Here is a 22,264-nt window from a genome sequence, read left to right as displayed (position 1 = left end):
GTCATCCCGGGCTTGACCCGGGATCCATCCAGCCGGGTTCGCGGGGACGACGAAGATCCTTCCAGCCTCTGGGCAACCCGGCGGGATGGATCCCGGATCTCCGCTTCGCTGCGTCCGGGATGACGGCGAGCGTGGGCTACAGAATGGTGCCTGTCTCTCCCGCGAACTGCAGACGGAACTCGGCGAACAGCCCGCGCGAAGCGCGCTTCACCTCTCCCTGAGGGAGAGGTCGACGCACGAGGTGCGGCGGGTGAGGGTTTAGGGAACCATCCGGAGAGGCCGTAAACCCTCACCCGGACCTGCGGTCCGACCTCTCCCTCAGGGAGAGGTGAAGGAAGGATATTTCAGCCCCGTCAGCCGGGGCGCTTCGGGACGAAGAAGTGCTCTTCCTTCGGCAGCTTCGCGACCGTCTCGGCCGGCAGGCCGAGATTGGTGGCGAGGACGGCGGCCGGATTGGTCGAGAGCCAGGTCGACAGCTCGTTCGATTCGTAGACCGGGCTGTTGAAGCCGATCAGCACGCGCAGCACGCCCGGGCCGGTGTTCTTGATGTAGTGGCCGGCCCCCATCGGCGCATAGCCGATGTCGCCGGCCTCGAACTGGTCGATGACGACGTTGCCCTCGGCCAGAAACACCGCCATTTCGGCCGTGCCCTCGATGAAATACTGCCACTCGTCGGCGTTCGGATGCCAGTGCAGCTCGCGCAGCGCGCCCGGCTGGATCTCGAGCAGCGAGCCGGCCATGGTCGTCGAGATCGGGAACTCGTTGACCGTCACCGTGCGCTGCACGCCGCCGCCCGGCACGCGGCGCGGCACCTGCGCCATCAGCGGATAGCGGTGGACGGTGACAAGCTCCTGCTCCTTGCGCGGCGCCGAGAGGAAGGAGGCGTCGTCGGGCACCGGCCCCCTGGCGAAATAGGCCTCGCCCTTCGGCAGCTTCGCGACTTCCTCGAGCGAGATGCCGAGGCTCTGCGCCACCACCTCGGGCGGCGTGCGCGACAGCCAGTCGGTGACCGAGAAGGTGTGGTCCTCGGAGAAATCGCCATTGTCGAAGATCAGGATGAAATGGCATTCGCCCGGCCCGATGCCCTGGATCGAATGGCCCCAGCCGCGCGGGAAATACCAGACGTCGCCGGGGGCGAAGGTGTCGATCGCCGAGCTGCCGTCGGGACGCATCAGCGTGGTGCGGCAATTGCCGGAGATGACATAGCCCCATTCGGCGGCGTTGGCGTGCCAGTGCATCTCGCGGAGAGTGCCCGGCTCCAGCCGCATCGACACGCCGGCGATGCCCTGGCTGGCGGGAAACTCATGCACGGAGGCGCCGCGGGTGGTGCCGCCCGACCCCAGCCGCGGGGTCTCCTGCTCGAGGCGATACTTGAAGGACAACGTCGTTTCGGCCACGGGCGACTCCTTGGGAAAGCAGGGGAACCGAACCATCGCCTACACGAATAGGATGCGGCAACCGCCTTGACCAGAGATCGGCGCAGCCCGGCTCCCTCTCCCGCTTGCGGGAGAGGGTTGGGGTGAGGGTCTGCCTCAGACGATCGTTTCGGTCGAGGCGCCCACGCGCTCCAGCAGGGCGACGAGGCCGGCCTTCATCTGCGGCGCGCCGGCGGCAACGCGGTTGCCCTGCAGCATGCCCTCGCCGGCGAGGAAGTCGTTGTGCCAGCCGCCGGCCTCCTGGATCAGGCAGAGCCCGGCCAGGCAATCCCAGGAATTGATGTGCTGCTCGTAATAGCCGACGAGCCGGCCGCAGGCGACATAGGCGAGCATCAGCGCGCCGGAGCCGTTGCGATAGAACATGCCGCCGGCTTCCAGCAGCGCGGTGACGAAACGGCCGACATCCTCCGGCGGAATGCGATGGTTGCTGCCGAAGCCGAGCAGGCCGTCCTCGATGGCTCGGGTCGGCGCGACCGCGATCGGCGCGTCGTTCAGGGACGCGCCGAGGCCCTTGGCGCCGGCGAAGAACTCGTCGTTGACAGGCGAATAGATGACGCCGATCTCGGCCTCGCCGTCGACCGCCACCGCGATCGAGACGCACCAGTGCGACAGGCCGTTCAGGAACGGGCTGGTGCCGTCGATCGGATCGACCACCCAGAGCACGCCGGACGCGCCTTCGACCAGGCCGTCCTCCTCGCCCAGCACGCCGTCCTCCGGAAACGCGTCGGCGATGCGGGCGCGGATCAGCACCTCGACCTCGCGGTCGGCGATGCTGACGACATCCTGGCCGCCATGCTTGAATTCGACGGCGAGGGTGGAAAGCCGCTCGAAATAGCCGAGCGCCAGCGCGCCGGCTTCGCGCGCGACCTCCTTGGCGAGGGCGAGGCGGGCGGCGCGTTGTTCAGGGGAGAGAGCCAATTTTCTGATCCGTTCAGGCGGGAAGAGCGCGGGACCCTAGCACGCCGGCATGACGCGCTGGCAACAGCCGAGAGAACGGCTCATGCGGCGTTCTATGCGCTCGCCGGATCAGGCTGCGCGCCCGCCGGCGGCACCAGCGGCAGGGCGATCTCCTGCACCAGGCCGCCGTCGCTGCCGTTGCGCATCGCGATGCGGCCGCCGAAGCGCTCGACGATCTCCTTGGCGATGGCGAGGCCGAGGCCTGCCCCCGGCACGGACTGCCGGCGTGCCGGATCGACGCGGAAGAATGGCTCGAAGGCGCGCTCGATCATCGCGTCGGGAATGCCCGGCCCCTGGTCGGTGATGCGGATCACCGCCATGCCGTCCTCGCGCCCGAGCGAGACGATGCCGCCGCCGCCATGCGTCGCGGCGTTGATCATCAGATTGCGCAGCGCCCGCGTCAGCGCCAGCGGCGCGGCGGCCACCTGCAGCGGCTCCAGCGTTCCGGCGGCGAGGTCGCGGCCCTGCGCCGCCAGCTCCGTCGTCAGCCGCCGCACCAGCTCGTCGAGGGCGACCGGCTCGCGCTCGCCCGCCTCGACCTCCTCGCGCACCAGGCGGATGGCGCTGTCGGCGATGCGGTCGAGTTCGTCGAGGTCGTTCAGCCAGTTCTGCCGCTCGTCGTCGTCGAGGAACTCGGCCCGGAGCCGCATCCGCGTCATCGGCGTGCGCAGATCATGCCCCGCCGCCGCGACGAGGCGCATGCGGCTCTCCATGGCGTTCTTAAGGCGCGCCGACAGGCGGTTCAGCGCCTCCGCGGTCGCCCGCATGTCGGCCGAGCCGGTCTCCGGCAGGACGGGCAGCACGCCGTCGGCGCCGACGGAGGCGACGGCGGATTCGATCATCTGCAGCGGCCGGGTCAGCCGGCCGGCGATCACCAGCGCGATCGCCGTGGCGCCAAGCACGATCGCGACCATCCAGCCGATCAAAATCGACCAGCCGGCGCGGGGCGTCGGCGTGTTCGAGAGCGGCACGGCGATGTAGCCGAGATCGGCGATCGGGATCGAGACGAGCGTCGGCCCCCGCACGCGGGGCTCGGTGACGACGACCTCGCGCGGATGGCCGAAATGGGCAAGGATCTCGCGCAGCGATTCCGTCAGTTCCTCCTGCACCGGCCCGCGCGCCGGCTCCGGCCGCAGGCGGATGCCGAGATCCTTGCCGTGCAGCGTCCCCCGCGAGAGGTAGCCGTCCTGGAAATCCTCGGGATGGCGCTCGACCAGCCGGGCGATCAGGTCGATCTGCATCGCCGCCGGGCCGAGCGTACGCGCCGGGCCGGGCCGGCCGATGACGCTGACGGCGACGAGCGTCGCCATGCCGACGACGGCGACGATCGCGACGATGACGAGAAGCGCGATCTTCAGGCGCAGCGAATTCACGCCTCGCCCTCCGTCTCGACCTTCACCGCCAGCTGGTAGCCGCCATTGCGGACCGTCTTGAAGATCTGGAACTTGCCGTCATCGCCGAGCTTGCGGCGCAGCCGGCTCATCAGCACGTCGATCGAGCGGTCGAGCGGATCGGCCTCGCGGCCCTGCGTCAGGTCGAGCAGCTGCTCGCGCGACAGCACGCGGCCGGGCCGGTCGAGGAAGACGCGCAGCAGATCGAACTCCGCCCCGGTCAGGACGATGTCGGCGCCCTCGGGATCGGCCAGCGCGCGCGTCTCGGGCGAGGCGACGAAGCCGGCGAAGCGGTAACGCGAGATCGCGGCCGGCGCCTCGCTCAGATCGCCCGTGCGGCGGAGCACGGCGCGGATGCGGGCCAGCAGCTCGCGCGGATTGAACGGCTTGCCGAGATAGTCGTCGGCGCCGATCTCGAGCCCGATGATGCGGTCGACATCCTCCTTCAACGCCGTCAGCAGGATGACCGGCACCTGCGGCCGGCGATCGCGCAGCTGGCGGCAGATGTCGAGCCCGGAGCCGTCCGGCAACATGACGTCGAGCACGATCAGGTCGATCTGCTGCGTTTCCAGCTTCTCCTCCAGCTCGCGCTTGTCGGCGGCGAGCGTGACGCGAAGACCCTGGCCGTCGAGATAACGGCCGAGCAGCTTGCGGATTTCAAGATCGTCATCGACGACGAGGATATGCGGGACGGCGGTGGACATCGTGGCGGGCTACTCATCTCTCCATCTGCGATGCTCGCGGTGCGCGAGCCCGATCGAAAAATCTCTACCGCGTCCTAGGTGGGAGGGGGCGGGTTTTTCGTAACCGAGCATCTCAAAACCAGCGACGGAAACATTTCGCAACAAAATCGTTGCTCGCGGACATGCTCGGAAACGAAACGACCTATCGGGGAAACGGCCGCTCCCTAGTTTCGGTTTCACCAGCTTAGCCCCCTCGTTCAGCGTAGCCCTTGGAGATCCTCAATGAAGCGCACTCTCGCAGCTCTCGCTATCGCCACCCTCGCCAGTGTCTCGGTTGCCGCCATCGCGCCTGCCTTCGCCCAGCCCGACAGCGCCACCACCGGCGACCGCGGCGACATGCGGCGTCAGCATGACGGCAAGCACTGGGGCCACGGTGCGCGGAGCGAACGCATCCAGATGCGGATCGCCCAGCACCTCAACACGGTCGAGACGCTGATCGGCGTCCGCGCCGACCAGCAGGACGCCTGGCGCGATTATACCAACGCCGTGCTCGCCATGTTCCAGCGGCCGGCCCGGCCGGACGTCGAAGCTTCGGCCGACGCACCCAAGGACGCGACCAAGGCGCCGTTCGCCCGCGAGGAGCGGCTGATCGCCATCACCACCGAACGCGCCGCCAAGGCGGCCGATCTGCAGAAGGCGATCGACGCGCTCAAGGCCAAGCTGTCGCCGGAACAGCTGCAGAAACTCGCGGATGCCGAACTGCGTTTCGGCCCGCCGATGCGTGGCCACGGCCGCGATCATGGCCCCGGCCGCGATCATGGCCGGGACCACGGCCCGCGCGACCAGGCCCCGAACGGTTCGGCTGACACCGCCCCCCGGCAGGCGGAGTAAGCCCACCTGGAGCGTCCGCGCGCACCGCCCCCCATGCCGCGGACGCTCCAGCTAATCCATAGAATCTGACCCCAAACCTGACCTTCCTAGGCCTCGCCCCACACCCCGGGGGCGGGGCCCTTTTTTGTCCGCCGGCTTCGATCTCGTTCACAGGTTGAAATCGTATATTGCACGCGATATGCGATCGTGCTTACATCGAGATGCGAGCGTGGACTGGTGGAGCAGCCCGCGTCTATCGCCGAGGGAGGACATCATGAAGAACCGCTACCGCGGCGTGCGTTCGCGCGCCCTGCCGATGCTCGCTGCCGCCCTGATGGGCCTGGCCGCGGGTGCCGCGCACGCTTCCGACAACAAGATCGCGCTCGTTCCGGCCGGTCCGCATCCGTATTTCGCCCCCTGGGAACAGGCCGGCAAGGACGCGGCGCGGGACTTCGGCATCGCCGCGGTCGACTACAAGGTCCCGGCTGAGTGGAAGCTCAACCTGCAGACCGAACTGCTCGAGAGCCTGGTCACCCAGGGCTACAACGCGTTCGGCATCTTCCCGGGCGACGCCGTCGGCATCAACTCGACCGTCGAGGAACTGGCCGCCAACAACGTCCCGTCGCTCGCCCTCGCCGGCTGCGCGCAGGACCCGACCAAGATCTCGTTCTGCTTCGGCACCGACGTCTACAACTCGGCCTATCTCGGCACCAAGGCGCTGATCGAATCGCTCGGCGGCAAGGGCAAGATCGTCCATCTGGCCGGCCTGCTGGTCGACCCGAACACCAAGCTGCGCATGGACGCCGTCGAAAAGGCCGCGGCCGAGACCAATGGCGGCGTGACCGTCATCCAGCACATCACCGATACCGATGCGCAGGAAGCCGCCGACCAGAAGATCAACGCTCTGCTCGGCGCGCAGAAGGACCAGATCGACGGCATGATCGCCACCGCCTACATCCCGTCGGTGGTCGCCGCCAAGTCGCTGCGCAACCTCGGCGACAAGCGCATCAAGCTCGTCGGCATCGATGACGACCAGATCGTCCTCGACGCCATCAAGGACGGCTTCGCCGCCGGCACGATGGCGCAGAACCCCTATGGCCAGGGCTATGTCGGCGCCTATGTGCTCGACCTGCTCGCCAGCGGCACCTGCACGGTCAAGGCCGAGGCTCCGTTCGTGAAGACGCCGCAGACCGAGCGCTTCATCGATTCGGGCACGCTGCTGATCAACGCGGCCAATGTCGCGACCTACAAGGACGACCTGAAGAAGGTCACGTCCGAAATCCAGGCGTCGTTCAAGGACAAGTACCTGGACTGCAAGTAAGCGCACCACTCGCGATGATGGCGGCGCTCCGCGCGCTGCCATCATCCTGAGGTGCTGCGAAGCGGCCTCGTAGAGGCCCGAACTGGCCGCGCTCTCTGGATCATCCATCGAGGCTTCGCCCGCGCGAGGCAGCTCGGGATGATGATGATCGCAATCCGGCCCAGGCGCCGCCCTTGCAGCGTCTCGCCGACCTCACACATGGCATCGTCATGACCCTATCCGTCTCCTCCGATACCCGCGCGCGGCCGTCCTGGCTGGCGGAACAGTCGAACTTGATCGGCCTCGCGGCCATCATCATCCTGTTCTGGGTCCTGTTCACGAGCCTCGCCCCCGGCTTCGTCTCCTCGTTCAACCTGTTCGCCCTGTCGCGCTCGCTCGCCGTCGACATCGTCATCGGCTTCTCGACCATGGTCGTGCTGGCGACCGGCGGCATGAATCTGGCGATCGGGTCGATCGGCGTCTGCGCCGTCATGGCATCGGGCTACCTGATGCAGACGCTCGGCCTGCCGATCCCCGTCGCCATGGCGCTGGCGCTGCTGCTCGGCGCCTTCCTCGGCTGGCTGAACGGCTTCGCCATCGTCCGCTCCGGCGTCAATTCCTTCATCATCACGCTGGCCAGCGCCAGCCTGTTCCTCGGCGGCATGCTGATCCTCTCCAAGGCGCAGACCTTCAACGCGCTGCCGCCGGAGATCGCCGCCTTCGGCCGCATGCGCTGGGGCTTCGTCTCGCCGCTCCTGTTCGTGGCCCTCGCCATCGGCGCCGCGCTGATCATCCTGTTCCGTTTCACAGCGCTCGGCCGCGAGATCCTCGCCGCCGGCGCCAATGCCCGCGCCGCGGAGCTTTCGGGCGTACCGGTCGGCCGCGCCATCATCATCGCGCATACGCTCTCGGGCGCGCTCGCCGCCTCGGCCGGCCTGATGCTGGTGTTCCGCCTCGGCGCCGCCATGCCGTCGATCGGGCAGGACTGGCTGCTGCCGTCCTTCCTGGCGCCGGTGCTCGGCGGCACGCTGCTCGCCGGCGGCTTCGTCTCCGTCGTCGGCACCATCCTCGGCGCCCTGCTCGTCACCACCCTCCGTTCGGGTCTCCTGGTGATGCAGGTCGGCAATTTCTGGCTGCAGCTCTTCCTCGGTCTGATCCTGCTCTTCGCCGTCATGGCCGACCGCTACCGCGGCGTCTATGCCGAGCGCCGCAGCCTCGGTCGCAAGGATGTCGCCGGCAAGACCGCGGGCGAAAAGAGCTCCGCTCACACTTCAGGACGCAGCGCATGAGCAACAACATGACCCTGGGCCAACGGTTCCTCGCCAATGAATGGTCGGCGCTCGCGCTCGCGATCGCCATCGGCCTGGTGACGCTGGCGACGCTGTCGCCGGCCTTCCTGACCGAGTTCAACGTCTATGTGATGCTGCGCTCCTTCTGCGTCGTGCTGATCGTCGCCTTCGCGCAGATGCTGACGCTCGCCGTCGGCCACATGAACCTTTCCGTCGGCGCGCTCGGCGGCCTCGTCGCCATCGCCGTCGGCGGCATGATGGAGCGGTGGGGCTTCCCGGTTCCGGTCGCGATCCTCTGCGGCCTGGCGATCGGCGCCGCCGGCGGCCTGATCAACGGCCTCTTGACGGTCCGCACCGGCATCAACGGCTTCATCATCACGCTCGCCACCGCCTCGGCCTTCACCGGCATCAATCTCGGCATCACCGAATCGATCCCGTTCTACAATCTGCCGGCGAGCTTCGTCGCTTTCGGCACCGAGCGCTTCTACGCCCTGCCCTACCTGCTGCTGCCGCCGGTGCTGATCGCGCTCGCGCTCACCTTCTTCCTCGCCCGCACCGTGCCCGGCCGGCAGCTGCTCGCCGTCGGCGGCAATCCGCACGCAGCCGAGCTTTCCGGCATCCCGCGCGACCGCGTCATCATCCTGGCGCACACGCTGTCCGGCCTGCTCGCCGGCGCCGCCGCCATCCTCGCCGTCGCCCAGCTCGGCTCGGCCCAGCCCTCGATCGGCGTCGACTGGCTGCTGATGTCGTTCGCCGCCCCGATCATCGGCGGCGCCGCGCTCACCGGCGGCCACATCTCGGTCGCCGCCACGGCGCTCGCCGTCGTGCTGATCGTCATCATCCAGAACGGCATGGTGCTGGCCAAGGTCGACCCTTACTGGGTGCAGTTCCTGCTCGGCGCCCTCATCCTCGCCGCGGTCGGCCTGAACCGGCTGCGCGCCGTCCGCGCCGGAGGCGCCTGATCATGCGTCTTACCATCGAAGGCATCGGCAAGGACTTTCCGGGCGTCACCGCGCTCGATAGCGCCTCGTTCGAGATCTTGCCTGGCGAAACCCACGCGCTGATGGGCGAGAACGGCGCCGGCAAGTCGACGCTGATCAAGATCATCACCGGCCTGTACCGGCCGGATCGCGGCCGCCTGCTGGTCGACGGCAAGCCCGTCGACTTCCATTCGCCGCGCGACGCGATCGCCGCCGGCATCTCGGCCGTGCACCAGGAGCGCAACCTGATCCCGCGCTTCACGGTCGGCGAGAACATCATGATCGAGCGGCCGCCGACCCGGAACGGCGTCGTCGACTTCGACCGCGTCCATGCCGAAGCGCGCAAATTCCTCGACATGATCGACCCGACGATCGACACCCGCACCGAGGTCCGCCATCTCTCGGTGGCGCAGATGCAGATCGTCGAGATCGCCAAGGCGCTGTCGCTGGAAGCGCAGGTGCTGCTGCTCGACGAGCCGACCGCCTCGATCACCGGCCATGAGGCCGATGCGCTGTTCGCCGTCGTCCGCCGCCTGCGCGACGAGGGCAAGGCGATCGTCTTCGTCAGCCACAAGCTGGAAGAAGTGATGGCGATCTCCGATCGCGTCACGGTGCTGCGCGACGGCCGCATCGCCGCCGCCGGCCGGCCGATAGCCGAGATGGATCGCGGCAAGATCGTCTCCGCCATGATCGGCCGCGAGGAGCGCGTCGCCGAGATGGGCAAGCGCGACATCGACCGCTCGAAGACCGTGCTGGAGGCGAAGGGCCTCGGCACCTCGTTCGGCCATCGCGATATCAGCTTCCAGCTGCACAAGGGCGAGATCCTCGGCCTCTACGGCCTGGTCGGCGCCGGCCGCACCGAGCTCGCCCGCGCGCTCATCGGCGACGCCAAGATCACCGCCGGCGAACTGCGCCTGAACGGCCAGGCCGTCACCATCCCCGACGTGCCGACGGCGATCCGCCGCCACAAGCTCGGCTACATCTCCGAGGACCGCAAGGCCGAGGGCCTGATCCTCACCCATCCGATCCGCTCGAACATCGCGATCTCCGTCTGGCGGCGCATCGCCTCCAATCTCGGCCTGATCAGCCGCGGGGCCGAGCGCAAGGTAGTCGAGCCGCTGGTCGCCAAGCTCGAGGTCAAGACTCCGTCGATCGAGCAGGCGGTCGGCAAGCTCTCGGGCGGCAACCAGCAGAAGGTGTCGATCGCCAAGTGGCTGGCCGCCGGCGTCGAGATCCTGATCATCGACGAGCCGACCGTCGGCATCGACATCAAGACCAAGACGGCGATCCACGAGCTGATCGGCGAGATCACCCGCGAGGGTCTCTCGGTGCTTCTGATCTCCAGCGACATGCCGGAGATGATTACGCTGGCCGACCGCATCCTGGTGATGAACGACTTCGCGCTCACCGGCACGATCGAGAATTCGCGCCGCTACGAGCCGATGAGCCGCGAGATCATGGGCTTCATCCATGCCGACACCGAACCGGGCGCCGCCGCCGCGGCGCACGGCTAGGCCGGACGCCTGGCGGGAACGAAGGAACCGGGCGATGGCGAGCTATTCTCTGGCTGAGCGCCCGGGCCATCCGGAACCGGAGAGGAAGGACGGCGGTCGCGCCCCCGGGCGGCGACCGCGCGGGAACGCGGAACGATGACGACCGAGCCGCAGCCGAACGACGAGAGCCTGCCGCTCTACGAGGTGATCTACCGCGTCCTGCGGCGGCACATCGTCGACGGCGCGCTGCCGAACGGCCTCGTCGTCGGCGAGACGGCGCTGGCCCGCGCCTTCCAGTCGAGCCGGATCCCGGCCGGCGTGGCGCTGAAGCGGCTGGAGGACGAGGGCCTGGTCAGCCGGTTCGGCGGGCGCGGGCTGATGATCGGCGACGACACCGACGCCGCGCCGCTCCGCCGCGACCTGGTCGAGGCCGGGCTGACGCTTCCCGACATCCGCATACTCGAGCCGAAAACGCGCAACCGGCGGGCGACGATCTATCCCGAGGTCGAGCATATCGTCGCCTGTATCCTGCCCTATGGCCGGTTCCAGCTGAACGAGAGCCTGCTCGCCGAGCACTATCGCGTCAGCCGCACCGTGGCGCATGAGGTGCTGACCACGCTCGACCGCGCCGGCCTCGTCACCCAGGACCGCAACCAGCGCTGGTATGCCGGGCCGCTGACGCCGGAGCTGGTGCGCGAGCATTTCGAGATGCGCTGGCTGCTGGAACCGCTGGCGCTGGCGCTCGCCTGGCCGAGCCTCGACAAGGCGGACCTGCGCCGCAAGCGCGAGCGGATCCTGAGCGTGCAGTCGGGCACGCGCGATGCCGCCCGGCTCGCCCGCCTCGAGCACGACCTGCATGTCGACACCGTGCTGAAATGCTCCAACCGCCAGCTGCGCCACGCCATCCACCGCAGCCAGCTGCCGCTGATCGCCGTGCATGACATCTTCCTGGTCCATCCTGATCTCGACGAGATGCTGGTCGAGCATCTGGAGATCTTCGACCACCTCATCGCCGGCGCGCCGGAAAAGGCGCAGAAGGCGCTGGAACAGCACCTGCGGCGGTCGGTCGGCACCAATCTGCAGCGCCTGGCCCGGCCGGAATGGCTGGTGCCGATCCGCCCCGTCCCCTTCCTGATCGCCGTCGGCTGACCCTCTCGCAACGGAACCGGACTGGCGCGAGCGGGTTCTCTTCGTGACAACGCGAAGGAGATTCAGCATGTCGACGCCCCAGACGCCCCAGACGCCCCAGAAGAGACCCAACGACAACGACAAGCCCGGCGGCAACAGCAGCTTCGGCAACACGCACCGGCCGCCCGATGTCCAGGGCGACCATCCGGAGAACCAGGCCGAGCCGCGCGACCCCGCCCGCCAGCAGGGCGACGAGCCGGACAAGGCCGGAACCACCCGGCACGACGCGCCGCCGCGCTAGGGACGTTGGTCCCCCTACCCTCCGGCACGCCTGAAACGCATCCGCCCGAGACAACCGGGCCATGCGCCGCCAAAAGCGGCGCATCGCCGACCTCGCAATGATCAATTGCTCTGCGCCTGATTTAATGCTCTGCTAACGGCAAACCTCTCTCGGCCGAGGCAGGCAGCATCGTGTCGGCATTCGAACTGGTTGTCTTCGATCTGGACGGCGTGCTCGTGGACAGCGAGATCATCGCCTGTGGCTGCCTGCGCGAGACGCTCGAACGGCACGGCGTCTCGCTGACGCTGAACGAGATTTTCGAGCACTTCCTCGGCCGCGGCTTCAGCGTCGTCGAGGAGGATTACCGCCGCCGCACCGGCGCGCCGCTGCCGGCCGGCTTCGCCGCCGAACTCAACACTCTGCTGCTTTCCCGCTACCAGACCGCGCTTCGCGTCATGCCGGACGCGATCCGGCTGCTCAACGGCCTCAGGGCGCCGCGCTGCATCGCCTCGTCGAGCACGCCGGAGCGCATCCGCCTGTCGCTGGGCCTGACGGAGCTCGCGCCCTTCTTCGGCGCCGACGTCTTCGACACCACCATGGTGGCGCGCGGCAAGCCGGCGCCGGACATCTTCCTGCTCGCCGCCGAGCGGATGGGCGTCTCGCCGGCGCGGACGCTGGTGCTGGAAGACAGCGTCAGCGGCGTGCTCGCCGGCAAGGCGGCCGGCATGACGGTCTGGGGATTTATCGGCGGCGGCCACTATACCGGGCGCAACGCAGGCGGCATGCTCGCCGACGCCGGCGCCGACCGAATCGTCGAGAGGATGGCGGACCTCCTGCCGCAGCTATCAGAAGCAGTTCCTCCATGACCGCCACCGATCCGGAACGTTCCCGCCTCGATGACGCCGCCCGCGCGGGCTGGCTCTATTTCATCGCCGGCAACACCCAGGACGCGATCGCCAAGAAGCTGAACGTGTCGCGACCGACGGCGCAGCGCCTTGTTTCGCTTGCGCTTTCCGAGCGGCTGATCACCTTCCGCCTGGATCATCCGATCGCCGCCTGCATGGAGCTGGAGGCGCGGCTGACCGAGCGCTACGGCCTCGCCCATTGCCAGATCGTGCCCTCGGACCCGACCGCCGACAGCTCGGTCGTCGGCATCGCCGAGGCGAGCGCCTCCTTCCTCGAACAGCACCTGCGCAATGTCGAGCCGATCGTGCTGGCGATCGGAACCGGGCGCACGCTGCGCGCCGCCGTCGAGCAGATCTCGCGTCTCGCCTGCCCGCAGCATCGCCTTGTTTCGCTGGTCGGACACATCTCGATGGAGGGCTCGGCCAGCTTCTTCGACGTGCTCGCCCGCCTGTCCGATCTCGTGCAGGCGCCGCACTACCCGATGCCGCTGCCGGTCGTCATGCCGTCGCGCGACGAGCGCGATCAGATGCTGCGGCTGGAGCCGGTGCGCCGCCTGCGCGAGCTGGCGGAGGCCGCCGATGTCAGCCTGGTCGGCATCGGCCGCATGGACGAACACGCGCCGCTCTATATCGACGGCTTCATATCCGAGCCGGAACTGGCGGAAATGCGCCGCCTCGGCGCGGTCGGCGAGGTGACGGGCTGGGCCTTCGACGCGCAGGGCCGCATCATCGCCGGCGGCACCAATGACCGGCTGACCAGCGTCCCGCGCGAAGTGCCGGCGACACGACTGGTGGTCGGCGTCGCCATGGGCACCGGCAAGGTGCTCGCCATCCATGGCGCGCTGCGCGGCCGAATCATCAATGGCCTGATCACCAACGAGACGACCGCGCGGACCCTGCTCGATCTCGGCTGATCAGGCGCGTTCCACGCGCCTCCGTCCCGGCGCCGCCGCGCCACCGTCCTCGCCGAAGCCGACCGCCGCCGCGTCCGGACCATGCCGCGCCGCAGCATGCCGCCTGCCCGTTGAAATCCCTTCAGGACTTCCGTTTTCCCACCGCATCGCGCCCGGCGACGGACCGGCTTTCGCTGCCTTGCGGCAACGAATTGCCATTGACACATCCTCGATTTCGGATTGAGCGTATGATCATCGCTGTAGCAATTGCTCGCAGCGCATCTGGGAGGATGACATGAGAATTGTGATCGGCGCCCTTTTGGGCGCAGCTTCCATCCTGGCCATCGGGCAAGCCGCGGCCGCCACGAAGCTGACCATCGCCACCGTCAACAATGGCGACATGGTGCGGATGCAGTCGCTGACAAGCGACTTCAAGGCGAAAAACCCCGACATCGACCTCGAATGGGTCACGCTGGAAGAAAACACGCTGCGCCAGAAGGTGACGACCGACATCGCCACCAAGGCCGGCCAGTTCGACGTGCTGACGATCGGCACCTACGAGGTTCCGATCTGGGCCAAGAAGGGCTGGCTGGTGCCGCTCGACAAGCTCAGCGCCGACTATGACGTCAACGACCTGCTGCCGGCGATCCGCGCCGGCCTGTCGCTCGACGGCAAGCTCTATGCGGCGCCGTTCTACGGCGAGAGCTCGATGGTGATGTACCGCACCGACCTGTTCGAGAAGGCCGGGCTGAAGATGCCGGAGCAGCCGACCTGGGAGTTCGTCGCCGACGCGGCCAAGAAGATCACCGACAAGAGCAACGGCGTCTACGGCATCTGCCTGCGCGGCAAGGCCGGCTGGGGCGAGAACATGGCCTTCCTGACCGCCATGTCGAACTCCTTCGGCGCCCGCTGGTTCGACGAGAAATGGCAGCCGCAGTTCGACCAGCCGGAATGGAAGAAGACGCTCGACTTCTACGTCAACCTGATGAAGGAAGCCGGACCTCCGGGCGCGGCCTCGAACGGCTTCAACGAGAACCTCGCCCTGTTCAATTCCGGCAAATGCGGCATGTGGATCGACGCCACCGTCGCCGCCTCCTTCGTGACCAACCCCAAGGATTCGAAGGTCGCCGACAAGGTCGGCTTCGCGCTCGCCCCGAATAACGGCCTCGGCAAGAACGCCAACTGGCTGTGGGCGTGGTCGCTGGCGGTGCCGGCCGGTTCGAAGAAGGTCGATGCGGCGGAGAAGTTCATCGACTGGGCGACCAGCAAGGGCTACCTCGACCTCGTCGCCTCGAAGGAAGGCTGGGCCAATGTTCCTCCGGGAACGCGCGCCTCGCTATATGCCAATCCGGAATACCAGAAGGCGGCGCCCTTCGCGAAGATGACGCTGGACTCGATCAACACCGCTGATCCCGATCATCCGACGGTGAAGCCGGTGCCCTATACCGGCGTGCAGTTCGTCGCCATCCCCGAGTTCCAGGGGCTCGGCACGGCCGTCGGCCAGCAATTCTCCGCCGCCCTCGCCGGTTCGTCGACCGTCGACGCGGCGCTCGCCGCCGCCCAGGCGACAGCGACCCGGGAAATGACCAAGGCCGGCTACATCAAGTAGCGCCTCGCCCGGCCCGCGGCGCGGGCCGGCCCCGAGCCTCCCAAAGACTGCCACCCGACCTTGGCCGGGTGGACCTTTTCGGGCTGACTGAAACCTGGATCGAGGGCGAAGGCCGTGGCCACCCAGCAGACAACCACTCTCGGACGCTTCCTCTCGGCGCCGTCGATCATCCTCCTGTTTCTCTGGATGATCGTGCCGCTGGCAATGACGATCTGGTTCTCGCTCCTGCGCTACAATCTGCTCGATCCCGGCCAGGAAACCTTCGTCGGCTTCTTGAACTACCGCTATTTCCTCACCGATCCCGCCTTCTTCACGGCGCTCGCCAACACGCTGATCCTGGTCGGCTCGGTGCTGGTGATCACGGTCGTCGGCGGCGTGCTGCTGGCGCTCCTGATGGACCAGCCGATCCTTGGCCGCGGCATCGTCCGGCTGATGGTGATCGCGCCCTTCTTCGTCATGCCGACCGTCTCGGCGCTGGTCTGGAAGAACCTCCTGATGCATCCCGTCTCCGGGCTGTTCGCCTGGATCGCGACGCTGATCGGCGTGCAACCGATCGACTGGTTCACCAATGTGCCGCTGTTCTCGATCGTCCTGATCGTCGCCTGGCAATGGCTGCCCTTCGCGACGCTGATCCTTCTGACGGCGCTGCAATCGATGGACGAGGAGCAGAAGGAGGCGGCCGAGATGGACGGTACGCCGGCCCTCTCCTTCTTCATCTACATGACGCTGCCGCATCTCGCCCGCGCCATCACCGTCGTCATCCTGATCGAGACGATCTTCCTGCTCTCCGTCTTCGCCGAGATCTTCGTCACCACCGGCGGCGGCCCCGGCCTGCAGACCACAAACATCGCCTTCCTCGTCTATGCGCAGGCTCTGCTGCAATACGACGTCGGCGGCGCCTCGGCCGGCGGCATCGTCGCCGTCATCCTCGCCAACATCGTCGCAATCTTCCTCGTCCGCCTCATCGGCAAGAATCTGGACGCGTGATCATGGCAAGACGCATCACGACCACCCGCAGGATCACCGTCACGGCAGGCGGCTGGCTGGCCGGCTTCATCATCTTCTTCCCGATACTCTGGATGGTGCTGACCAGCTTCAAGACAGAGCTGGACGCCTTCTCGACGCCGCCGCAGTTCCTGTTCTTCCACTGGACGACCGAGAACTACGCCATCGTCCAGAACCGCAGCGACTACATCCACCACGCGATGAACTCGATCATCCTGGCCGTGGGCTCGACCGCCCTCGGCCTCCTGATCGGCATCCCGGCCGCCTGGGCGATGGCGTTCGCGCCGACCAAGCGGACCCGCAGCACGCTGCTCTGGATGCTGTCGACCAAGATGATGCCGCCGGTCGGCGTGCTGGTGCCGATCTATCTGATCTTCCGGGATACCGGCCTGCTCGACACGCATGGCGGCCTGATCTTCGTCGAGTTCATGGCCAACCTGCCGATCATCGTCTGGATGCTCTACACCTATTTCAAGGAAATCCCGAAGGATATCCTCGAGGCGGCGCGCATGGACGGCGCCACCGTCGGCAAGGAACTCATCTATGTGCTGGCGCCGATGGCGATCCCCGGCATCGCCTCGACGGTGCTGCTCAACATCATCCTCGCCTGGAACGAAGCCTTCTGGACGCTCAATCTGACCACCGTCAACGCGGCGCCGCTGACCGTGTTCATCGCCTCCTATTCGAGCCCGGAAGGGCTGTTCTGGGCCAAGCTCTCGGCCGCCTCCACGCTCGCCATCGCGCCGATCATGGTGCTCGGCTGGTTCAGCCAGAAGCAGCTGGTCCGCGGTCTCACCTTCGGCGCTGTCAAGTAATCCGGCTACGGGAACAACACCATGGGCAAGATCGAACTGGTTGGCGTCGAGAAGACCTTCGGCAACGTCAATGTCATCAAGGATGTCAACCTGACGGTGGAGGACGGCGAGTTCGTCGTCTTCGTCGGCCCGTCCGGCTGCGGCAAGTCCACGCTGCTCCGCCTCATCGCCGGCCTCGAGGATGTCACCGGCGGCATCATCCGCATCGACGGGCTCAACGTCGTCGACCTGCCGCCGTCGAAGCGCGGCCTCTCCATGGTGTTCCAGTCCTACGCGCTCTATCCGCATATGAGCGTGCGCAGCAATATCGGCTTCGGCCTGAAGATGGCCGGCATGCCCAAGGCCGAGATCGCGCAGAAGGTCGAGGCGGCGGCGGGCGTGCTCAACCTGACGCCCTATCTCGACCGCCGGCCGGGCCAGCTTTCCGGCGGCCAGCGCCAGCGCGTCGCCATCGGCCGCGCCATCGTGCGCGAGCCGAAGGCGTTCCTGTTCGACGAGCCGCTCTCCAATCTCGACGCGGCGCTGCGCGTCAACATGCGGCTCGAGATCGCCCGGCTGCAGAACTCGCTCGGCACCACGGCGATCTATGTGACGCACGACCAGATCGAGGCGATGACGCTCGCCGACAAGATCGTCGTGCTGAATGCCGGCCAGATCGAGCAGGTCGGCTCGCCGCTCGAGCTCTACGAGCATCCGCGCAACCTGTTCGTCGCCGGCTTCATCGGCTCGCCCAAGATGAACTTCATCACCGGCGCGGCGGCGGAGAAATACGGCGCCGTGACCATCGGCGTCCGGCCGGAGCATGTCGCGACCTCGCAGACCTCGGGCGAATGGGAAGGCGTCGTCAGCGTCGCCGAGCATGTCGGCAGCGACACCTTCCTTTATGTCACGGTGCCGGAGATCGGCGACATCACCGTGCGGGCGGTCGGCGAATTGGCGCTGAAGCCGGGGGCGCGTGTTTTTCTGATACCGGATTCCGCGCATATCCATCGGTTCGACCGCGACGGAACGGCGATCGTTCGGTAGCCTGACAGCGCCCAAGAACGACACCAAGAAAAACACCAAGAACAACACGCGGAGGAAACCCCCATGTATCTCGAAAAGCTGCGCCTCGATGGTAAGGTCGCCCTGGTAACGGGCGGCGGCCAGGGCATCGGCCTTTCCACCGTCGAAGCGCTCGCCGAGGCCGGCGCCAAGGTGATCATCGCCGATCGCGACGAGGCCGTGGCGCGGGCCGGCCAGGCCAGCCTGAAGGCGAAGGGCTACGACGTCGACGTAGTGGTGATGGACGTCACCGACTCGGCCCGCGTCAACCAGGTCGCCGACGACGTCGTCGCCAAACACGGCAGGATCGACATCCTCGTCAACAATGCCGGCATCGCCCGCAGCATGACGCCGGCCGAGACGGTGACCGACGAGCACTGGCTGAACGTCATCGACGTCAATCTGAACGGCACCTTCTGGTGCTGCCGGGCCTTCGGCAATTACATGCTGAAGGCCGGCAGCGGCTCGATCGTCAACATCGGCTCGATGTCCGGCTTCATCGTCAACAAGCCGCAGGAGCAGGCCTTCTACAACGCGTCGAAGGCGGGCGTGCACCACCTGACCAAGTCGCTGGCGGCCGAGTGGGGCGCGCGCGGGGTCCGCGTCAACGCGGTGGCGCCGACCTATATCAACACGCCGCTGACCGCTTTCGTGAAGGACGATCCGAAGATGTGGGACGCCTGGATCGGCGGCACGCCGATCGGCCGCATGGGCGAGACCGACGAGATCGCCTCGGTCGTCCACTTCCTCGCCAGCGACGCCGCCAGCCTGATGACCGGCGCGATCGTCTCGGCCGATGGCGGCTATACCTGCTGGTAACTCGCTAACCTTCCACCCGGATCGACAGGAAAGCGCGCCACCGGCGCGCTTTCGCGTTTCAGCCGGCGCCGAGCGGCGGGTCGCTTTCGCCGGGGACGAGCTCCATCGGCCAGATCTTCTGCACCATCCCTTGCGGATACTGGTCCTTGTAGGCCGGCATCATGGCGAGCAGCGATTGCGCCAGCTCGACGCCGACATCGTGCAGCGACAGGCGGTGACAGGTCAGCGTCGGCGACAGGAAGCGCGCCTGCGGGCTCTGCCGGAGCCCGATGATCGCCATGTCGCGGCCCGGCATCAGCCCCGCGTCATGCAGGCGGCGATAGAAGCCGATCGCCAGGTTTTCGTTGACCAGCACGACGGCGGTCGGGCGGTCCGGCAGCGACAGCAGCCGGTCGCAGATCTCATAGCCGCCGCGCTCGGTGATCTCGCCGCGAATGGCGATATCCGGATCATAGGCGATGCCGTGATCGGTCAGGGCGCGCCGATAGGCATCCTCGAAGATGTAGCTCAAATTGATGCCCCTCGCCGTATTGGCGAGCGCGATGCGGCGATGGCCGCGCGCCACCAGCCGGGCGACCGCCCCCGCGGCGACCCCTTCGAAATCGACGTCGATCCAGGAATGGTCGCCGCCCGACTCGCTGCGCCCGAGCGTCACGAAGGGAATGCCGCGCTCGATCAGGAAATCGATGCGCGGGTCGATGCGCTGGGTCGCCGAGATGAGCAGGCCATCGACGAACTGGCGCGAGACGACGCGGCGGACATGGTCGTAGGGATCGTCCTCCGACGAGCAGGGCAGCACGACGAGATCGAGCTTGTGCTGGGCGAAGACGGTCTGCACGCCGTCGAAAACGGTCATGAAGAAGGTATCGCCCTGCGATGTCGTCTCGATATTCGTCTCGATGGTGAAGCCGATGACGTTGGTGGTGCCCTGGCGCAGGCTGCGGCCCGACTGGTTCGGCACATAGCCGAGCGCCTCCGCCGCCGCGAGCACGCGCTTGCGGGTCTCGGGATTGACGTCGGCACGGCCGTTCAGGGCGCGCGACACCGTGCCGATCGAGATGTTCAGGTGCTGCGCCAGCGCCTTGATGCTCACCAGTCTGCCTCCCTTTGCCCGCGCGCTGCCCCAACGGCCGCCTTGCGTACATCATTTGTGACGCCGCGTGCACCACCTCCACGCGTGCGGCCTGTCGTTCGCCGCCTCCCGGGATCTTGACAAGCGTACCTCAATACGATGTCATCGTAAACGTTTACGGCCTTGTTGCGTCGCACCGTAAACGTTTGCGGCGCAACGTATGAGGATAATGGGCCGTGGGAGGAAGTTTGGAATGCAGCGCGCCGTCCTGATCGGTTGCGGAGCGATGAGCCGTGCCTGGCTCGCCGCCGCCAAGACCATCGATGACCTGACGATCGTCGGCCTCGCCGACATCAATCCCGACGCGGCCCGGGCCCGCGCCGCCGAATTCGAGCTCGGCGACATCGTCATCGCGACGACGGTCGAGGAGCTGATCGAGAAGGCGAAGCCCGACATCCTGTTTGACGTCGTGGTGCCCTCGGCCCGCCACCACATCGTCTCGACCGCGCTCGCCGCCGGCTGCCACGTCCTCTCCGAAAAGCCGATGGCCGAAACGCTCGACCAGGCGCGCGACCTGATCGAGCGCGCCAAGGCCGCCGGCAAGCTGCATGTCGTCGTGCAGAACCGCCGCTATCTCGAAGGCGTGCGCCGCATCCGCCGCGCCATCGACGAGGGCGCGATCGGCGACGTCACCTCGATCCATTGCGATTTCTTCCTCGCCCCGCATTTCGGCGGCTTTCGCGAAGAAATGGATCATGTGCTGCTGCTCGACATGGCGATCCACACTTTCGACGCCGCCCGCTTCATGTCGGGCACCGCGCCGGAAGCCGTCTATTGCCGCGAATGGAACCCGAAGAACTCCTGGTACAAACAGGGCTCCTCCGCCGCCGCGATCTTCGAGCTCGGCGACGGCGTCATCTTCAACTATCGCGGCAGCTGGTGCGCCGACGGGCTGATGACGAGCTGGGAATCAGCCTGGCGCATCGTCGGGACCCAGGGAACGCTCGTCTGGGACGGGCATCAGGACCTTCGCGCCGAGATCGCGGGACAAGCGATCTCCGGCCTCTTCTCCGAGGTGGCCGCCACCGGGATTCCTCCCCTCGGAACGTCCGACCTGACGGGCGGCCACCTCGGTGTCGTGCAGGACTTCATCGCCGCGACGCGCGGCGGGCCCGAGCCGGAGACGGTCGGCCACCAGAACATCAAGAGCCTCGCCATGGTCTTCGGTGCGATCGAGAGCGCCGAGACCGGGCGTCGCGTCGAGATCACGATCTGAATTTTGTCGGATCGCGCCGCCTTCGTTTGAAATCGCTTCAGGGAATGATGCCTTGACCACCAATCCGCTTCTCGACATCCGCATCGGCACGATGATCCGGGCGAACCTGCCCGACCCGGCCGCCTATGTCCGCCAGATCCTGCCGCTCGGCTTCGAATCGATCGAGCCGTTCTTCTGGCAGACGCTGGGCGGCAAGGACATTCCGAAGCTCGCCGCCGAGCTGAAGGAAGCGATCGGCGACGCCGACGTCGTGATCGACACGCTCGGCATGTTCGGCAATCCGCTCGAGACCACCGAGATCGACCAGCAGACGCTTGAGGGCTGGAAGACGCTGATCGACAACGCCCATCTCTTCGGCGCGAAGACGATCGCCGGCTTCACCGGCCGCATCCGCGGCAAGTCGATCGAGGAAAGCCTGCCGCGCTACAAGGAAATCTGGAGCGATCTCGCCAAGCGCGCCGCCGACAAGGGTGTGCGCCTCGCCTTCGAGAACTGCGCCATGGACGGCAACTGGGCGACCGGCGACTGGAACATCGCCCACAATCCCGATGCCTGGGAGCTGATCTTCAACGAGACGCCGGACGACAATATCGGCCTCGAATGGGAGCCGTGCCATCAGATGGTCTATCTGATCGACCCGATCCCGCAGATCCGCAAATGGGCGCCGAAGATCTTCCACGTGCACGGCAAGGACGCGACCATCCGCTGGGACGTCATCCGCGAGAGCGGCGTGTTCGGCAAATATCCCTTCGTGCAGATGCGCTCGCCCGGCTTCGGCGACAGCGACTGGACCCGCATCATCAGCGAGCTTCGCCTCGCCGGCTACACCGGCACGATCGACATCGAGGGCTGGCACGACCCGGTCTACCGCAACGCGCTGGAGATCACCGGCCAGGTCAAGTCGTTGAACCATCTGAAGGAGGCCCGCGGCGGCCTCGCCTTCGTCGCCAACCCGGCCTGATCCCTCGTCGGCCGGACATCACGACCCCGCCGGGCTCCGGCGGGGACTGCCGGGGCGA

The 22,264-nt window shown here is 67.2% G+C and carries 21 protein-coding genes; 16 read left to right on the top strand and 5 right to left on the bottom strand.

The genetic code is table 11. From position 1 onward, the window contains the following. Window positions 1-353: 353 nt before the first annotated feature. The 4 genes from AC6HZP_RS02450 to AC6HZP_RS02435 all read right to left on the bottom strand — a co-directional run bounded on the left by AC6HZP_RS02450 (window position 354) and on the right by AC6HZP_RS02435 (window position 4,488). Window positions 354-1,397, bottom strand: coding sequence for a cupin domain-containing protein (locus AC6HZP_RS02450; RefSeq protein WP_497525249.1), 1,044 nt, complete (start codon window positions 1,395-1,397; stop codon window positions 354-356). Between the two features lie 135 nt (window positions 1,398-1,532). Continuing rightward, on the bottom strand, window positions 1,533-2,354 hold the full coding sequence (locus tag AC6HZP_RS02445) for an inositol monophosphatase family protein (protein WP_497525248.1): 822 nt from the start codon (window positions 2,352-2,354) through the stop codon (window positions 1,533-1,535). Window positions 2,355-2,446: 92 nt separating this feature from the next. Beyond that, the gene (locus AC6HZP_RS02440; RefSeq protein WP_497525247.1) at window positions 2,447-3,766 is read right to left on the bottom strand and encodes an ATP-binding protein; all 1,320 of its coding nucleotides are present in this window, start codon (window positions 3,764-3,766) and stop codon (window positions 2,447-2,449) included. Next, entirely contained in the window at window positions 3,763-4,488 is a 726-nt protein-coding gene (locus AC6HZP_RS02435; protein ID WP_201402060.1) for a response regulator, read from the bottom strand. The genes AC6HZP_RS02440 and AC6HZP_RS02435 overlap by 4 nt, the downstream gene beginning before the upstream one ends. Window positions 4,489-4,749: 261 nt before the next feature. Between AC6HZP_RS02435 and AC6HZP_RS02430 the strand changes: the two genes are divergently transcribed. The 14 genes from AC6HZP_RS02430 to AC6HZP_RS02365 all read left to right on the top strand — a co-directional run bounded on the left by AC6HZP_RS02430 (window position 4,750) and on the right by AC6HZP_RS02365 (window position 18,897). Beyond that, window positions 4,750-5,358, top strand: coding sequence for a hypothetical protein (locus AC6HZP_RS02430; protein WP_497525246.1), 609 nt, complete (start codon window positions 4,750-4,752; stop codon window positions 5,356-5,358). A gap of 253 nt (window positions 5,359-5,611) precedes the next feature. Beyond that, window positions 5,612-6,658, top strand: a complete 1,047-nt coding sequence (locus AC6HZP_RS02425; protein ID WP_201402058.1) for a substrate-binding domain-containing protein — start codon at window positions 5,612-5,614, stop codon at window positions 6,656-6,658. 173 nt (window positions 6,659-6,831) lie between these two features. Beyond that, a complete protein-coding gene (locus AC6HZP_RS02420; protein ID WP_497525245.1) occupies window positions 6,832-7,926 on the top strand; it encodes an ABC transporter permease in 1,095 nt (364 codons plus the stop codon). Further along, window positions 7,923-8,888, top strand: coding sequence for an ABC transporter permease (locus AC6HZP_RS02415; RefSeq protein WP_201402057.1), 966 nt, complete (start codon window positions 7,923-7,925; stop codon window positions 8,886-8,888). The genes AC6HZP_RS02420 and AC6HZP_RS02415 overlap by 4 nt, the downstream gene beginning before the upstream one ends. 2 nt (window positions 8,889-8,890) lie before the next feature. Next, window positions 8,891-10,420: a sugar ABC transporter ATP-binding protein gene (locus tag AC6HZP_RS02410; protein ID WP_497525244.1), complete on the top strand. Its 1,530-nt coding sequence runs from the start codon at window positions 8,891-8,893 to the stop codon at window positions 10,418-10,420. Window positions 10,421-10,555: 135 nt separating this feature from the next. Then, window positions 10,556-11,548, top strand: a complete 993-nt coding sequence (locus AC6HZP_RS02405) for a GntR family transcriptional regulator (RefSeq protein WP_497525243.1) — start codon at window positions 10,556-10,558, stop codon at window positions 11,546-11,548. Window positions 11,549-11,615: 67 nt separating this feature from the next. Then, window positions 11,616-11,828 (top strand): hypothetical protein, encoded by a 213-nt coding sequence (locus tag AC6HZP_RS02400; protein ID WP_497525242.1) that lies wholly within the window; start codon window positions 11,616-11,618, stop codon window positions 11,826-11,828. 170 nt (window positions 11,829-11,998) lie between these two features. Next, the gene (locus AC6HZP_RS02395) at window positions 11,999-12,673 is read left to right on the top strand and encodes an HAD family hydrolase (protein ID WP_497525241.1); all 675 of its coding nucleotides are present in this window, start codon (window positions 11,999-12,001) and stop codon (window positions 12,671-12,673) included. Next, complete coding sequence (locus AC6HZP_RS02390) at window positions 12,670-13,626, top strand: sugar-binding transcriptional regulator (protein WP_201402053.1); 957 nt, start codon at window positions 12,670-12,672, stop codon at window positions 13,624-13,626. Before AC6HZP_RS02395 ends, AC6HZP_RS02390 begins: the two co-directional genes overlap by 4 nt. Before the next feature lie 274 nt (window positions 13,627-13,900). Beyond that, window positions 13,901-15,214 carry an ABC transporter substrate-binding protein gene (locus AC6HZP_RS02385; RefSeq protein WP_497525240.1) on the top strand — a complete coding sequence of 438 codons (1,314 nt, stop codon included), beginning with the start codon at window positions 13,901-13,903 and terminating at the stop codon, window positions 15,212-15,214. Window positions 15,215-15,328: 114 nt separating this feature from the next. Continuing rightward, the gene (locus AC6HZP_RS02380) at window positions 15,329-16,201 is read left to right on the top strand and encodes a carbohydrate ABC transporter permease (protein ID WP_201402051.1); all 873 of its coding nucleotides are present in this window, start codon (window positions 15,329-15,331) and stop codon (window positions 16,199-16,201) included. Between the two features lie 2 nt (window positions 16,202-16,203). Further along, window positions 16,204-17,034, top strand: coding sequence for a carbohydrate ABC transporter permease (locus tag AC6HZP_RS02375; RefSeq protein ID WP_201402050.1), 831 nt, complete (start codon window positions 16,204-16,206; stop codon window positions 17,032-17,034). A 21-nt stretch (window positions 17,035-17,055) separates the two neighbouring features. Continuing rightward, window positions 17,056-18,060: an ABC transporter ATP-binding protein gene (locus tag AC6HZP_RS02370; protein WP_497525239.1), complete on the top strand. Its 1,005-nt coding sequence runs from the start codon at window positions 17,056-17,058 to the stop codon at window positions 18,058-18,060. 63 nt (window positions 18,061-18,123) lie between these two features. Continuing rightward, entirely contained in the window at window positions 18,124-18,897 is a 774-nt protein-coding gene (locus tag AC6HZP_RS02365) for an SDR family NAD(P)-dependent oxidoreductase (RefSeq protein WP_497525238.1), read from the top strand. A 58-nt stretch (window positions 18,898-18,955) separates the two neighbouring features. Here AC6HZP_RS02365 and AC6HZP_RS02360 read toward each other — a convergent pair whose 3' ends face one another. Beyond that, the gene (locus AC6HZP_RS02360) at window positions 18,956-19,993 is read right to left on the bottom strand and encodes a substrate-binding domain-containing protein (protein WP_497526722.1); all 1,038 of its coding nucleotides are present in this window, start codon (window positions 19,991-19,993) and stop codon (window positions 18,956-18,958) included. A gap of 229 nt (window positions 19,994-20,222) precedes the next feature. Between AC6HZP_RS02360 and AC6HZP_RS02355 the strand changes: the two genes are divergently transcribed. Beyond that, complete coding sequence (locus AC6HZP_RS02355; RefSeq protein ID WP_497525237.1) at window positions 20,223-21,245, top strand: Gfo/Idh/MocA family protein; 1,023 nt, start codon at window positions 20,223-20,225, stop codon at window positions 21,243-21,245. A 91-nt stretch (window positions 21,246-21,336) separates the two neighbouring features. Further along, complete coding sequence (locus tag AC6HZP_RS02350; protein WP_497526721.1) at window positions 21,337-22,206, top strand: sugar phosphate isomerase/epimerase family protein; 870 nt, start codon at window positions 21,337-21,339, stop codon at window positions 22,204-22,206. Window positions 22,207-22,264: the final 58 nt, after the last annotated feature.

The sequence above is a fragment of the Kaistia sp. SLG-1 genome, assembly GCF_059699055.1.
This window is presented reverse-complemented; position numbering and strand designations above follow the sequence as displayed.